Source organism: Nocardia sp. NPDC058114 (genome assembly GCF_042884695.1).
Classification (GTDB): domain Bacteria; phylum Actinomycetota; class Actinomycetes; order Mycobacteriales; family Mycobacteriaceae; genus Nocardia.
Map to the genome: position 1 here is coordinate 147,517 of NZ_JBHVTK010000004.1, position 14,207 is coordinate 161,723.

Below are 14,207 nucleotides of genomic sequence, written 5' to 3' on the forward strand. Positions count from 1 at the left end.
CCCATCGTGCCAGGGCCTTACTGAGCGGCCGCGAACTGGGCGTTGTACAGGTTGTAGTAGGGCCCGCGTTCGGCCAGCAGCCGCTCATGGGTGCCGTGTTCGACGATGCGCCCCTTGTCCATCACGACGATCAGATCCGCGTCCCGGATCGTCGAAAGCCGATGCGCGATCACGAAACTGGTGCGATCGCGGCGCAGGGCCGCGGTGGCGTGCTGGACCAGCGACTCGGTACGGGTGTCGACCGAGCTGGTCGCCTCGTCCAGGATCAGGATCGACGGCTTGGCCAGGAACGCGCGGGCGATCGTGATGAGCTGCTTCTCGCCCGCGCTCACCCCGCCGCCCTCTTCGTCGATGACCGTGTCGTAGCCGTTGGGGAGCGAGTGCACGAACCGGTCGACGTAGGCCGCCCTGGCCGCGGCCTGGATGTCGGCTTCCGGCGCCGTCGGATTGCCGTAGGCGATGTTCTCGCGGATGGTGCCCTTGAACAGCCAGGTGTCCTGCAGCACCATGCCGATGCGCGAGCGCAGGTGGTCGCGGGTGATGGTGGTGATGTCGACGTCGTCGATGGCGATGGTGCCCGCGTCGAGTTCGTAGAAGCGCATCAGCAGGTTCACCAGCGTGGTTTTGCCCGCGCCGGTCGGGCCGACGATGGCGACCACGTGGCCGGGATCGGCCACCAGCGAAAGCCGTTCGATGACAGGGGTTTCCGGGTCGTAACCGAAGGACACCGCCTCGAACTCCACCCGCCCGCGATCCACCGGGCGCGCGATCTCCACCACCGGATCGGGGGACTGCTCCTCGGCGTCGAGGATCTCGAAGATCCGTTCCGCCGAGGCGACGCCGGACTGCAGCAGGTTCGCCATCGCACCGATCTGGGTGAGCGGCTGGCTGAACTGGCGCGAGTACTGGATGAACGCCTGCACGTCGCCGAGCGACAGATTGCCGGTGGCCACCCGCAGCCCGCCGACCAGTGCGATGAACACGAAGTTCACGTTCCCGAGGAACATGATGGCGGGCATGATCAGGCCGGAGATGAACTGCGCCTTGAAGCTCGCGTCGTAGAGCTTGTCGTTGCGCTTGTCGAACTCCTCGCCGACCTCGCGGCCGCGGCCGAACGCGGTGATGATCTCGTGGCCGGTGTAGGCCTCTTCCACCGAGGAGTTCACCTCGCCGGTGAATTTCCACTGGTTGACGAAGTGCGGCTTGGACCGCTTGGCGATCTGCGCGGTGACCACGATCGCGGCGGGCACCGTGAGCAGCGCGATCAGTGCCAGCAGCGGCGAGATCCAGAACATCATGATCAGGATGCCGACCACGGTGAACAGCGAGACCAGCAGCTGGCTCATCGTCTGCTGCAGGCTCTGCGAGACATTGTCGACGTCGTTGGTGACGCGGCTGAGCACGTCACCACGCGGCGCGGTGTCGAAGTAGCGCAGCGGCAGCCGGTGCAGCTTCTGCTCCACCTCGTCGCGCAGCCGCTTCACGGTGCGGTTGATGGCGATATTGAGCAGATAACCCTGCAGCCAGCCGAAGATCGCGGCGGCCACGTACAGCGCGAGCACGAGCATCAGCACGCGGCCGACGGCGTCGAAGTCGATGCCGGTACCGGGGATCACGTTCATCGCCGAGAGCATGTCGGCGCGGGTGGTCTCGCCCTGGCTGCGTAGCAGCTCGACGGTCTGGTCCTTGGTGAGGCCGGGCTCGAGCTGCTTACCGACGAAGCCGTCGAACACCAGGTTCGTCGCCCTGCCGAGCAGATACGGGCCGAGCGTATTGAGCACCACGGAAGTGATCACCAGCGCGACGATCACACCGACCGTGAACTTCTCGGGGGCCAGCCTGCTCACCAGTCGCTTCAGCGATGGACGGAACGACTTGGCCTTCGTTCCCGGCGCTCCGGGAACGGGTCCACCTGGCCTCATCGGGCTTCCTCCACGCTCAGCTGGGACTCGACGATCTCGCGGTACTCCGAGCAGCGCTGCATCAATTGGTCATGGGTTCCGATGCCGGCCATCGCACCGTCTTCGAGGACGACGATCTGGTCGGCGTCGCGAATCGTCTGAATCCGCTGGGCCACGATGATCACCGACGCGTCGGCGGTCTCGGGCTTGAGCGCGGCGCGCAGCCGGGCGTCGGTGGCGACATCGAGCGCGGAGAACGAATCGTCGAACAGGAAGATCCGCGGCCTGCGCACCAGCGCGCGGGCGATACACAGCCGCTGACGCTGACCGCCCGACACCGTGGTGCCGCCCTGGGCCACCGGAGTGTCGAGACCCTGCGGCATCTCCCGCACGAAGTCGGCCGCCTGGGCGACCTCGAGCGCGTGCCAGAGTTCGTCGTCGGTGGCGTCGGGGTTGCCGTAGCGCAGGTTGGTCGCGATGGTGCCGGAGAACAGATAGGCCTTCTGCGGCACCAATCCGATCCCACTACGCAGAAGTTCGAGGTCGAGGTGGCGTACATCGGTGCCGCCGACGTAGACCGCGCCGTCGGTGACGTCGATCAGGCGCGGGATCAGGTTGATCAGCGTGGTCTTGCCCGCGCCGGTGGAACCGACGACGGCAGTGGTGGTGCCGGGCGACACCTGGAATCGGATACCGCGCAACACCGGCTTCTCCGCGCCGGGGTAGGCGAATTCCGCGAACTGCAGGTCGACCGTGGCCTGGTCGCCCTTGAACGACTGCGGCAACCGCGGCGGGCGCACCGAGGACTCGGTCTCGAGCACCGCGCCGATCCGATCGGCGGAGACGGCCGCGCGCGGGGCCATCATCGCCAGGAACGAGGCCATCATGACGGCCATCAGGATCTGCATGACATAGGACAGCATCGCGGTGAGCGAGCCGATCTGCATCGTGCCGTTGTCCACATGGTGACCGCCGAACCAGATCACGCCGACAGCGGTGAGATTACTGATCAACATCACGGTCGGGAACATCAGCGCCATCAGCTTGCCGACGCGCAGCGACGCGTCGGTGAGCGCGGTGTTGGCCATCCCGAAGCGCCAGATCTCCTGCCGCTCGCGCACGAACGCGCGGACCACCCTGATACCGGTGATCTGCTCGCGCAGCACGCGGTTGACTCCGTCGATGCGTTCCTGCATCTGCCGGAACCCCGGCACCATCCTGGCCACGATCGTGCCCATGGAGAGGGCGAGGGCGGGCACCGCGATCAGCAGCAACCACGAGAGCCCGAGATCCTCGCGCAGCGCCATGATGACGCCACCGACGCACATGATCGGCGCCATCACCAGGATCGTCACCGACATCACGATGAGCAGCTGGACCTGCTGGATGTCGTTGGTCGAGCGGGTGATCAGCGACGGCGCGCCGAACATCCCCACCTCTCTGGCCGAGAACGTCTCCACCCGGTGCAGCACGCCACCGCGCATGTCGCGACCGGCGCCCATCGCCGCCTGCGCGCCGAAGTACACCGACGCGGCCGAGGCCACGATCTGCACGCAGCTCACCGCGAGCATCCACAGCCCGGTGGTCCAGATGAAACCGATGTCGCCCTTGGTGACACCGTCGTCGATCAGATCGGCATTGAGGCTGGGCAGGTAGAGCATCGCGATAACCGAGATCAGCTGGAGTACGAGGACACCCGCCAGCTGGGCGCGGTACGGGGCCAGGTAGGTCCGCAGCAGGGTGATCAACATGATGGTCGAAGGCTACAGCGCGCGGGTGAGCAGCGCCGAGCACTTTTACCTGCCCTGTGGACAACTCTCAGCCTGTGGACAACTTCATGTGCCTGCGGGTGTACGCGGCTCGCGACGCACCCAGGCGCCGGGGTCGGCGACCAGTTCACCGATGAAACCGGGCAGCCGGTCGGTGGCGACGTCGGCGATGGAGACGTTCTCCAGCACGGCCCGAATATTGACCCGCAGCGCGATCCATACCTGCTGCAGCGGTTCCGCCGCGCCCGGATACCGCACATCTTCGGGCCGCTGCCCGCGCACCGACGCCAGCGGCGACTCCACGGCGCGGATCACATCGGCCACCGAGATCTCGGTCGCGGGCCTGCCGAGGCGATACCCGCCGTCGGGCCCGCGCCTGCTCAGCACTAGCTCGGCGCGACGCAGTTCGGCCAGCACCGTCTCCAGCACCTTCGGTGGGATCTGTGCGGCGGCGGCGATGGCCTCGGACTTGACGACTCCGTCGGCCGCGGCGAGCTCGAGCAGCGTTCGCACCGCGTAATCGACCCTGGCGGTGATATGCACGGTGTCGAACTTACGCGGTGCTCCTGGATCGAGCGGTCAGCGGCCGGAGGCGGTAGCGAAGCGTCACCACGCGGGCCGCCCGCTCACGCCGAATTGATACAGCCGGTCAGTACGCAGGTTGCCGCGTCGAGGAGAGTCTTCTCGACCAGCTCGTCGGTGGCGCCCGGTGCCAGCTCCGAGGACAGCAGCGCCACTCCGAGCACCTCGATGGCGGCGGCGGCACGCAGCATCGAGTTCTGGGTCGGATCGGGCCCGGCCAGCCACAGCCGCAGCTCACGGGTGGGTTCCATCAGGTCGGGATAGCGATCGGCGATGGCGTTGACGATGGCCGCGGTGTCGCGCACGCAGAGCGCCCCCGCGTCGCGATGGCGGATCATGCCGCGCAGGTAGGTGCGCAGGACCGCGCGAATGCCTTCGTCGTTGTAGGGAACGGCCTCGATGTCCTCGACGATGTCGCGCATGTGATCGATGATCGGATCGATGATCGCCAGAAGCAGATCGAGCTTCGACGCGTAGTGGTAATAGAGCGAAGCCTTCGTGATTCCCACCACATCCGCTACTTCGCGCAGGCTCGTCTGTTCGAAACCCTTGGCGGCGAACAGCTGCACTGCGGCGTCGCGGATCGCCTGTTTAGTACCCCCACCTGCGGTGACGGTGTCGGCGATGTCTCGGGCGGGCATGGCGGCAATCCTCCCATGATTCGATGTGACGGATCCGGCGCCCCCAATATTGAGGTTGCTCCTCCACTTATCCACTAGGTAGTCTACCTACCGCACGGTAGGCAGAAAACGATGTTGTGGAGGCGGGTCCCGCAGGGGTGGCCCGCGAGTGCTGTCTACGAGCCATGCCACCCACCCGTTCTTCGCGCTAGGAGCACACGCGTGTCCGTATACCTGTACAGATGGGGAAAGTTCGCTTTCCGCCGTAAATGGATTGTCCTGCCGGTCTGGCTACTGCTGTTCGTGCTGCTCGGCGGCCTCGGCGCCACCCTGAGCAAGCCGATGTCCAACGACTTCAGCATGCCCGAGCTCCCGTCGGCCCGCGCCAACGAGATCCTCGACAAGCACTTCGAAGGCATGTCGGAGCAGTTCTCGATGGATGCCGTGACCGGCACCTACGTGATCGGCGCGCCGGAGGGGCAGAAGCTCACCGACCCGGCCAACCGGGCCGCGATCGACGCGTTCATCGCCAAGCTCAACGACCTGTCGATCGTCGATCACGAGAAGAAGCTGGCCAGCCCCATCGCGGCCACCGAGGAGATGGGCTGCCTCGCCGCCCCTGACCCGTCGAAGTGTTCGTCGGCCCCGCTCAACGTGCTGAGCGAGACCGCACCCGGCACCGTCGGCGTGCTCAGCGTCCCGTTCACCATCAAGGCCGTCACCGACGTGACCGACGCCGAGCGCGACGCCGCCTTCGAGGTCGGCGCCGAAGCCCGCAACGCCGGGCTGACCGTCGAACTCAGCGGCTCGATCGCGATGAAGCAGGAACAGCCGAGCGGCAAGTCCGAACTGATCGGCATGGGTGTCGCGCTGATCGTGATGGTGGTGGCCTTCGGCGCCATCGTCGCCGCGGTCGTGCCCATCATCACCGCCATCGTCGGCCTCGGCGCGGCGACCTCGCTGATCATGCTCGGCACCTCGGTGATGGAGGTGCCCGGCTTCACCACCTTCCTGGCCTCGATGATCGGTATCGCGCTGTCGATCGACTACGCGCTGTTCATCGTCTCCCGGTACAAACACGAACTGGCCGTGCGTGATTCGGCCGAAGAAGCCGCGGGTACCGCGCTCGGTACCGCCGGTTCGGCCGTGGTGTTCGCCGGTCTCACCGTCATCATCGCGCTCGGCGCGCTCGGCATCGTCGGCGTGGAATTCCTGACCTTCATGGGTCTGGGTGGCGCCATCGCCGCCGCGTTCGCCGTGCTCACCGCCGTCACCTTGATGCCGGCGCTGATGGGCGCCTTCGGCAAGTCGCTGTTCAAGCCGAAGCTGCCGATCGTGGCGCAGCACGATCCCGACGACGACACCTCGGTCACCAACGGCCAGCGTTTCGCCAAGCTGATCGCCAAGGCGCCGTGGGTCGCGCTGATCCTGTCGGTGATCGTGCTCGGCGCGCTCGCCGCGCCCGCCGCCGGCCTGAACCTCGGCCTGCCCGGTGACGACAGCATGCCGAAGACCTCCACCATCCGTAAGGCCTACGACCTGCGGACCGAAGGCTTCGGCGAGGGCAGCAACGGTGTGCTCATGGTGGCCGCTGACCTGAGTGCGACGCCCGAGGGTGAGCGCGAGGCCGCCGTCGGCGCGCTGCGCGCCAAGCTCGAGTCCTACGAGGGCATGGATTACGTCACCGAGCCGATGTGGAGCAAGGACAACCAGGGCGCCATGCTCAACGGTGTCCCGAAGTCCGGTCCGAACAACCAGGACACCAAGGATCTGGTCGCCGAAGCGCGTGGCGCGGAAGCGGATCTGAACGCGCAGTACGGCATGGAGTACGGCATCACCGGCACCACCGCCATCTACGCCGATGTCGACCATGTACTGCTCAGCAAGATCCTGCCGTACCTGGCGATCGTGGCCGGTGCCGCGTTCATCCTGCTGATCCTGGTGTTCCGCTCGATCCTGGTCCCGCTCACCGCCGCGCTCGGCTTCCTTTTGTCGATGGGCGCCACCTTCGGTGCGACGGTGCTGATCTTCCAGCAGGGCAAGTTCGGCCTGATCGAAGATCCGCAGCCACTGGTCAGCTTCCTGCCGATCATGTTGATCGGCTTGGTCTTCGGCTTGGCCATGGACTACCAGGTGTTCCTGGTGACCCGCATGCGCGAGGAATTCGTGCACGGCAAGTCGGCCAAGGACGCGATGGTCGCCGGTTACCACCACGGTGCGCGCGTGGTGACCTCGGCCGCGATCATCATGATCTCGGTGTTCGGCTCCTTCATCCTGGAGACCGACGTCACCGCCAAGTCGTTCGGTTTCGCGCTGGCCGCCGGTGTGGCGATCGACGCGTTCATCGTTCGCATGGTCGTGGTGCCCGCGCTGCTGGTGATCATGGGCAAGTGGGCGTGGTGGATGCCGAAGTGGCTCGACCGCGTCGTGCCCGATATCGACGTCGAGGGTGCGAAGCTCGAGCAGCTGCGTACCGAGAACGTCGAAACGGTGAAGCACCCGGTTTCGGTCGGCTGACCCGAGACCTCGAGCACGGCCCCGCAATCCGCTACCGGATTGCGGGGCCGTTCGTTTTCGGCATCCGCGCTGCACCGGTGCTTGATATCACCGTTGCTGGGCACCAGACTCAGGGCTAGTTCGACCCGGCTACACCTCCGATCCGCGCTCCGCACCGATCCACGAGGAGAAGAACCGTGTCCATCTATCTCTACCGGTGGGGCAAGCTGGCCTTTCGCCGCAAATGGATTGTGCTGCCCGTCTGGTTGCTGCTCTTCATGGTGCTCGCGGGGCTGGGATCCTCGTTGCAGAAGCCGATGACCGATGACTTCAGCATGCCGAACCTGCCCTCGGAACGGGCCACCGAAATCCTCGACAAGCACTTCCCCGGTATGTCGGAGGCGTTCGCGTTCGACGCGGTGACCGGTACCTATGTTGTGGGAGCGCCCGCGGGCCAGAAGCTCACCGACCCGGCCAACCGCGCCGCGATCGATGACCTGATCGCCGACCTCGAGCAGCTCGACATCGTCGACCATGCCGAACCGATCGTGAATCCGATCACCGCGACCGAGGAAATGGGCTGTCTCACCGGGCAACCCGATCCGTCGACCTGCAGTGGCGCGCCCCTGAATGTGCTGAACGAGACCGCACCCGAGACCGTCGCGTACTTCAGTGTCCCGTTCGCGATCAAGGACTTCGCCGACATCACCGCCGACGAACGCGAGGCCGCCTACAACGCCGGCGACTCCGCCCGCGCGGCCGGGCTGACGGTCGAGATCAGCGGCACCATCGCGATGGAACAGGAGATGCCGAGCGGCAAGTCCGAGATGATCGGTATGGCCGTGGCATTGGTGGTGATGATCGTGGCGTTCGGCGCCATCGTCGCCGCGTTCGTGCCGATCATCACCGCGATCGTCGGGCTGGGCGCGGCGACCTCGCTGATCTTCCTGTCGACCTCGGTGCTGTCGGTGCCGAGCTTCACCACGTTCCTGGCCTCGATGATCGGCATCGCCCTCTCCATCGACTACGCGCTGTTCATCGTCTCGCGCTACAAACACGAACTGGCGGTGCAGGATTCCGCCGAGGAAGCGGCCGGTACCGCGTTGGGTACCGCGGGCTCGGCGGTGGTGTTCGCCGGGCTCACCGTGATCATCGCGCTGGTCGGGCTGAGCATCGTCGGGGTCAGGTTCCTGACGTTCATGGGTCTGGGTGGCGCCATCGCGGCGGCGTTCGCCGTGCTCACCGCCATCACCCTGATGCCCGCGCTGCTCGGCGCCTTCGGCAAGGCGCTGTTCAAGCCGAAACTGCCGCTGATCGCCCAGCACGATCCCGAGGACGACAGCGTCGTCACCAACGGCACCCGGGTGGCCAGGGGGATCGCCAAGTTCCCCGCGGTCACGATGATCCTGGCCATCGTGGTGCTCGGCCTGCTCGCCGCACCGGCGCTGAACCTGAATCTCGGCCTGCCGGGCGAGGACAGCCTGCCCAAGTCGACCACCGTCCGTAAGGCCTACGATCTGCGCACCGAAGGCTTCGGCGAGGGCAGCAACGGTGTTTTGCAGGTGGCCGTCGACCTCAGCGAAACCCCCGCTGACCAGCGGCAGGCGGCGCTGAATGCCTTGCGCGACAAGCTACAGTCCTACCCCGACATGGATCTGGTCACCGAGCCGCAGATGAGCAAGGACGGCGCGGGCGCCCTGATCAACGGCATACCCAAGACCGGGCCCAACGCGCAGTCGACGAAGGATCTGGTGCAGTCGGCGCGCGCTGCGGAATCCGATCTGAACGAGCAGTACAAGATGTCGTACGGCATCACCGGAACCACCGCCATCTACGCCGACATCGACCATGTCCTGCTGAGCAAGATCGTGCCGTACATGGCGATCGTGGCGGGCGCGGCGTTCATCCTGCTGATCCTGGTGTTCCGGTCCATCCTGGTCCCGCTCACCGCCGCGCTCGGCTTCCTGCTGTCGATGGGCGCCACCTTCGGCGCGACCGTGCTGATCTTCCAGGAGGGCGAGCTCGGGCTGATCAAGGATCCACATCCACTGGTGAGCTTCCTGCCGATCATGTTGATCGGCTTGGTCTTCGGCTTGGCCATGGACTACCAGGTGTTCCTGGTGACCCGCATGCGCGAGGAATACGTGCACGGCGCCGACCCCACCGAGGCCGTGATCAAGGGTTATCACCACGGAGCGCGCGTGGTGACCTCCGCGGCGATCATCATGATCTCGGTGTTCGGTTCGTTCCTGCTGGAATCCGATGTCACCGCCAAGTCGATGGGCTTCGCGCTGGCCGCGGGCGTGGCCTTGGACGCGTTCGTCGTCCGGATGGTGCTCATTCCCGCTCTGCTTGTGCTGCTGGGCAAGTGGGCGTGGTGGATGCCGAAGTGGCTGGACCGGATCGTGCCCGATATCGACATCGAGGGCTCGCGGCTGCGCGAGGTCCAGGCCGAACAGCGGCAGGTCGCGCCGCTACCGCAAGGCTGAGCGTCGACGGCCGGGGAACTCGTGTTCCCCGGCCGTTTCGCTACTGACTCGGCTGCGGCACTTGACATTCGGTGACGCGCGGATTGAGCCCGATGTAGTTCGCGGGCCCCGCCGCGGCGGTGACCGCGATGGTCGCCCAGTCCGAACACTGCTTGGGCAGGTGGGCGAAGTGGTGCCGCTGGCCGGCCGCGAGCAGCCCGACAGCGACCCAGCCGAGCACGATGAGAACCAGAAGTTTTCCCCCGAGCCCGATTCCGGACTTCGCGGGTGGCGGCTGTCGCCCGCGCATAATCATCGTTCCTTCCCGGATTCGGTGTAACCCAGTCTATTACGCGAGGAATACACCGCAGGTCGGACGAGGTGAATACCCGACGACAGATCTTGCCGCTACCGGGTGGTCCGCGCTCCCCCGCACCGCGACTTCCGGCTTTCCGGCCGAGCCGCGACAGGTGGGCGGATGCCGTGCCGGATCGCGTTCGCGGTGTGGATTCCGATGGCGAAGTCCTTGAGTTGCTTCAACATATCTCCATGGTCGGACTTCCGTGTCATCGGGAGAAGTGGCATAGATGACGACTATCGCTAAGATTTAGACATGAAGTCTGTCTCCGTGCTGGCGTACGACGGGATGACGGCGTTCGAAACCGGCATCGTCATCGAGGTCTTCGGCCTGACCTGGCCCGATATCGAGCAGCCCTGGTACGAGCTGAAAATCTGCACCGAAACCCCCGAACCCGTCCGCGTGATCGGCGGCGCGACCATGACCAGCCCGTACGGTCTCGCGGAATTCGCCGCCGCCGACACGGTCGTGGTCCCGAGCGTCGCCAACCCGCGCGCGCGGACCTCGCCGGAATTGATCGACGCGCTGCGCCGGGCGCACCGCAACGGCTCCCGGATCGTGTCGATCTGCTCCGGCGCGTTCGCCCTGGCCGCCGCCGGCCTGCTCGACGGCCGCCGGGCCACCACGCACTGGCGATACGCCGACCTGCTGCGCGAGCGCTACCCCCTGGTCGAGGTCGACCCCGAGCCCCTCTACACCGACGAAGGCGACATCCTGACCAGCGCGGGCTGCGCCGCCGGGCTGGACCTGGCGCTCCATCTGGTTCGCAACGACCTGGGCGCGTCCGTCGCCAACGCCGTCGCCCGCCGCCTCGTCATCCAGCCCCACCGCGCGGGCGGCCAAGCTCAATACATCGAATCGCCCATGCCCCCCGAACCCCTCGACGCCCCCATCGCCCGCAGCCTCTCCTGGGCGCTCGAACACCTCGCCGACCCGATCGGCGTACCCGATCTGGCCCGGGTCGCAGGACTCTCACCGCGCACCTACCTGCGCCATTTCGTCCGGGAAACCGGGGCGACGCCGAGCAAATGGCTGATCGCCCAGCGGATTCAGGCGGCACTGGCCATGCTCGAGACCGGCGACGCGCCCATCGAGGAAATCGCGACCGCAGCCGGTTTCGCCACCCCGGTCACCTTCCGGCACCATTTCACGCGAGCCGTGCGGACCTCGCCGTCGTCGTACCGGCGCACCTTTCGGGCAAGAAAAAGCCCCCCACCTGCGTGAACAAGTGAGGGGCTCATGGCGGTGGCGGAGGGATTTGAACCCTCGGAGGGGGGTTACCCCTCACACGCTTTCGAGGCGTGCTCCTTAGGCCGCTCGGACACGCCACCGCCGACTACGGTACCGGAGTGGGTGCGAGATTGTTAAATCGGCTGGTCAGCGCTGGTTTTTGAAGAAGGTGTCGAGGAGGGCGACACAGTCCGGTTCGAGGATGCCGCCGCGGACTTCGGGGCGGTGGTTGAGGCGGCGATCGCGGACGACGTCCCAGAGCGAGCCGACGGCACCGGTTTTGGGTTCCCAGGCGCCGAACACGACCTTGCCGATTCGCGCCAGCACCAGGGCGCCCGCGCACATCGTGCACGGTTCGAGGGTGACAGCGAGGGTCGCGCCTTCGAGTCGCCAGCCGTCGCCGTGGACTGCCGCGGCCGCGCGCAAGGCCAGGACTTCGGCATGCGCGGTGGGGTCGCCGAGGGCTTCGCGCGCGTTGGTGGCGCGGGCCAGTTCACGACCTTGCGCGTCGAAGACGACGGCGCCGACCGGCACATCGCGCGGGTCGGCGTCGGCTGCGGCCGCCAGGGCGGCGCGCATCATCTCCTCGTCGGTCACCTCGGCATTTTGTCCAGGACCGCGGCGAATTCGTCGGCGAAACCGAGACGCTGGGCGATCATGCCGAGCTGCTCGTCGGGGTAGAGGTCGGTGTCGGCGATGATCACGCTGAGAACCGGTTCGGGCAGGCCCAGGTCGGCCAGGACGCCCAGGTCGCCCTCCTCCCACGGTTCGACGTCGTCGAGATCGTCGGGGTCGATGTCGGGAATCTCGACATTGAGCGCGTCGAGGACGTCGGCGGCGATGTCGTAGTCGATCGCCGCGGTGGCGTCGGAGACGAGCAGACGGGTGCCGCTCGGCGCGGGACGCAACACGATGAAGAATTCATCGTCGACGTCGATCAGGCCGAACACCGCACCTGAGCTGCGCAAAGCCTTCAATTCGGTCTCGGCGGCCGACAGATCGTGCAGGGCATCGGAGCTGAGCGGGCTGACCCGCCATGTGCCTTCTTCGCGGACCACGGCCACTGCGAACCCTTCGACGTCGAAGTCGTCATCCGACGTCGCCCTGTTCGTGCCCGAGCGCTGTGCTGCCATGGACCAAACGGTAGTCTGTCCCACCCCTAATGATGAACTCGTGTGCCAATCTGTTCGGATGAGCATCGACGAGCGTGGGGCTGTGTGCGTCCTCGGGACCGGCCTGATCGGCGGTTCGCTGCTGCGCGCCGCCGTCGCGGCGGGGTACCGGGCGTTCGGCTACAACCGCTCCGAATCCGGCGTCTCCGCGGCGTGTCAGGACGGTTTCGAGGTGTCCGGCGACCTGTCCGCGGTGCTGGTCCGGGCTGCCGAGCTGGACGCGCTGCTGGTGATCGCGGTGCCGATGCCCGCGGTCGAACACCTGCTGGCCGACATCGCCGTGCTCGCGCCCGGGTGCCCGCTGACCGATGTGGTGAGCGTGAAGGGGCCGGTGCTGGACGCGGTGCGAAAGCACGGACTCGAGGCTTTGTACGTTGGCGGGCATCCGATGACGGGAACGTCCCAATCCGGTTGGGCTGCCACTGATTCCGATCTTTTCCAGGGTGCGGTCTGGGCGGTGGGAGTGGACGAGGGAACGCGGGTGCAACCGTGGTCGCGAGTGGTGCGGCTCGCGTTGGACTGTGGTTCGGTGGTGGTTCCGGTGCTCGCCGAGGAACACGATCGAGCTGTCGCGCGGATCTCGCACCTGCCGCATGTGCTGGCCGAAGCGCTGGCCGCGGCGGGGGCCGCGGGCGGGAAGCTGGCGCTCGGCCTGGCGGCGGGCTCGTTCCGAGACGGTACCCGCGTCGCGGGTACCGCGCCCGACCTCGTGCGTGCCATTTGCGAGCCGAACGCGACCGCGCTGGAACGGGTGCTCGACGAGGCCATCGAGACACTCGTCACTGCCCGCGAATCCCTGCGCGCGGACAGCCGTCTCGGCGAACTCGTCGAGACGGGTTTCCGCGGCCGCACCGCCTACGACGACCGCACGACCTGGAACATCACCGGCATCACGCCCGGCGCCGGCGACTGGCTCGGTGAACTTCACCGCGCCGGTCGTGACGGTGGGGTGCTCCGCGCGCTCTGAGTACCTCTCGCGAGATCAGGCGCGTTCGGCCAGCCCCGGGTAGTCGAGGACGAAACCCTCCGGATCGACCGTCAGGGTGGCGCTCGAGACCGGCGAGAGGACGTTGATCCCGTCGGACGCGCTCGAGTAGATGAGCTCGGCCTCCTGCACCAGCAGGTCGGGTAGTCGCACGTAGACGACGGGGACCTGGACGTCGCCGACGGCGTTCTGCAGGCCGAACCGGCGGATCGGCAGGGTGTTGAAGAACGGGCTCAGCACCACGTCGACGTCGAGGGCGCCGCCGAAGGTGGAGCGCACGTGCGTGCCGCCGGCGTCGACGAGCCAGTAGTTCTCCTCGTCGCGCGAGATCGAGGCATGGCGTTCACCGGCCGCCGTGGTGGTGCGCAGCGACAACCGTCGCGTCGCGCCCGCTTCGTCGGTGACCAGGTCGTACGACGCGCTGAATGCCGGGTGCTCATCGCCGGCGCAGCCGATCATCCGGCCCGCCGCCCTGATCCGATTGCCGTTCACCGTCACCCGCACCGATTCCATGCGGGTGTTGTCGTGGGCACGCCAGGTGAGCACCGCAGGCCACCGGGAGGCAGGTCTGATCTCGGTGGGGCCGTCGGCCGGGCCCGGGGCTGGGGTCGTCACCTCTCTACGGT

General features: G+C 66.8%; 12 protein-coding genes and 1 tRNA gene. 4 read left to right on the forward strand and 9 right to left on the reverse strand.

What is annotated here, in order from left to right; genetic code table 11:
* Window positions 1-17: 17 nt before the first annotated feature.
* The 4 genes from ACFVVI_RS16805 to ACFVVI_RS16820 form a co-directional block, all read right to left on the reverse strand.
* Window positions 18-1,922: an ABC transporter ATP-binding protein gene (locus ACFVVI_RS16805; protein ID WP_378994451.1), complete on the reverse strand. Its 1,905-nt coding sequence runs from the start codon at window positions 1,920-1,922 to the stop codon at window positions 18-20.
* On the reverse strand, window positions 1,919-3,652 hold the full coding sequence (locus ACFVVI_RS16810) for an ABC transporter ATP-binding protein (RefSeq protein WP_378994454.1): 1,734 nt from the start codon (window positions 3,650-3,652) through the stop codon (window positions 1,919-1,921). The genes ACFVVI_RS16805 and ACFVVI_RS16810 overlap by 4 nt, the downstream gene beginning before the upstream one ends.
* Window positions 3,653-3,736: 84 nt before the next feature.
* Window positions 3,737-4,213, reverse strand: a complete 477-nt coding sequence (locus ACFVVI_RS16815; protein WP_358102957.1) for an Rrf2 family transcriptional regulator — start codon at window positions 4,211-4,213, stop codon at window positions 3,737-3,739.
* Window positions 4,214-4,296: 83 nt separating this feature from the next.
* Window positions 4,297-4,893: a TetR/AcrR family transcriptional regulator gene (locus tag ACFVVI_RS16820; protein ID WP_379313779.1), complete on the reverse strand. Its 597-nt coding sequence runs from the start codon at window positions 4,891-4,893 to the stop codon at window positions 4,297-4,299.
* A 201-nt stretch (window positions 4,894-5,094) separates the two neighbouring features.
* Between ACFVVI_RS16820 and ACFVVI_RS16825 the strand changes: the two genes are divergently transcribed.
* On the forward strand, window positions 5,095-7,389 hold the full coding sequence (locus tag ACFVVI_RS16825; RefSeq protein ID WP_378994458.1) for an MMPL family transporter: 2,295 nt from the start codon (window positions 5,095-5,097) through the stop codon (window positions 7,387-7,389).
* 176 nt (window positions 7,390-7,565) lie between these two features.
* Window positions 7,566-9,857, forward strand: a complete 2,292-nt coding sequence (locus ACFVVI_RS16830) for an MMPL family transporter (protein ID WP_378994460.1) — start codon at window positions 7,566-7,568, stop codon at window positions 9,855-9,857.
* A 40-nt stretch (window positions 9,858-9,897) separates the two neighbouring features.
* Here the strand turns inward: ACFVVI_RS16830 and ACFVVI_RS16835 are convergent, their stop codons facing one another.
* Window positions 9,898-10,146 carry a hypothetical protein gene (locus ACFVVI_RS16835; RefSeq protein WP_378638529.1) on the reverse strand — a complete coding sequence of 83 codons (249 nt, stop codon included), beginning with the start codon at window positions 10,144-10,146 and terminating at the stop codon, window positions 9,898-9,900.
* A gap of 303 nt (window positions 10,147-10,449) precedes the next feature.
* On the opposite strand from ACFVVI_RS16835, the gene ACFVVI_RS16840 reads away from it, so the two are divergent.
* Window positions 10,450-11,418, forward strand: coding sequence for a GlxA family transcriptional regulator (locus tag ACFVVI_RS16840; protein WP_387445944.1), 969 nt, complete (start codon window positions 10,450-10,452; stop codon window positions 11,416-11,418).
* A gap of 16 nt (window positions 11,419-11,434) precedes the next feature.
* Here the strand turns inward: ACFVVI_RS16840 and ACFVVI_RS16845 are convergent.
* The 3 genes from ACFVVI_RS16845 to ACFVVI_RS16855 form a co-directional block, all read right to left on the reverse strand.
* Window positions 11,435-11,525: transfer RNA gene (locus ACFVVI_RS16845), tRNA-Ser, on the reverse strand.
* 46 nt (window positions 11,526-11,571) lie between these two features.
* Window positions 11,572-12,006, reverse strand: a complete 435-nt coding sequence (locus ACFVVI_RS16850) for a nucleoside deaminase (protein WP_378638685.1) — start codon at window positions 12,004-12,006, stop codon at window positions 11,572-11,574.
* Window positions 12,007-12,017: 11 nt separating this feature from the next.
* Window positions 12,018-12,557, reverse strand: coding sequence for a tRNA adenosine deaminase-associated protein (locus tag ACFVVI_RS16855; protein ID WP_378638527.1), 540 nt, complete (start codon window positions 12,555-12,557; stop codon window positions 12,018-12,020).
* Window positions 12,558-12,615: 58 nt separating this feature from the next.
* Between ACFVVI_RS16855 and ACFVVI_RS16860 the strand changes: the two genes are divergently transcribed.
* On the forward strand, window positions 12,616-13,563 hold the full coding sequence (locus ACFVVI_RS16860; protein WP_378994468.1) for a prephenate dehydrogenase: 948 nt from the start codon (window positions 12,616-12,618) through the stop codon (window positions 13,561-13,563).
* A 15-nt stretch (window positions 13,564-13,578) separates the two neighbouring features.
* Here ACFVVI_RS16860 and ACFVVI_RS16865 read toward each other — a convergent pair whose 3' ends face one another.
* A complete protein-coding gene (locus tag ACFVVI_RS16865; protein ID WP_378994471.1) occupies window positions 13,579-14,196 on the reverse strand; it encodes a putative glycolipid-binding domain-containing protein in 618 nt (205 codons plus the stop codon).
* Between the last annotated feature and the right edge of the window lie 11 nt (window positions 14,197-14,207).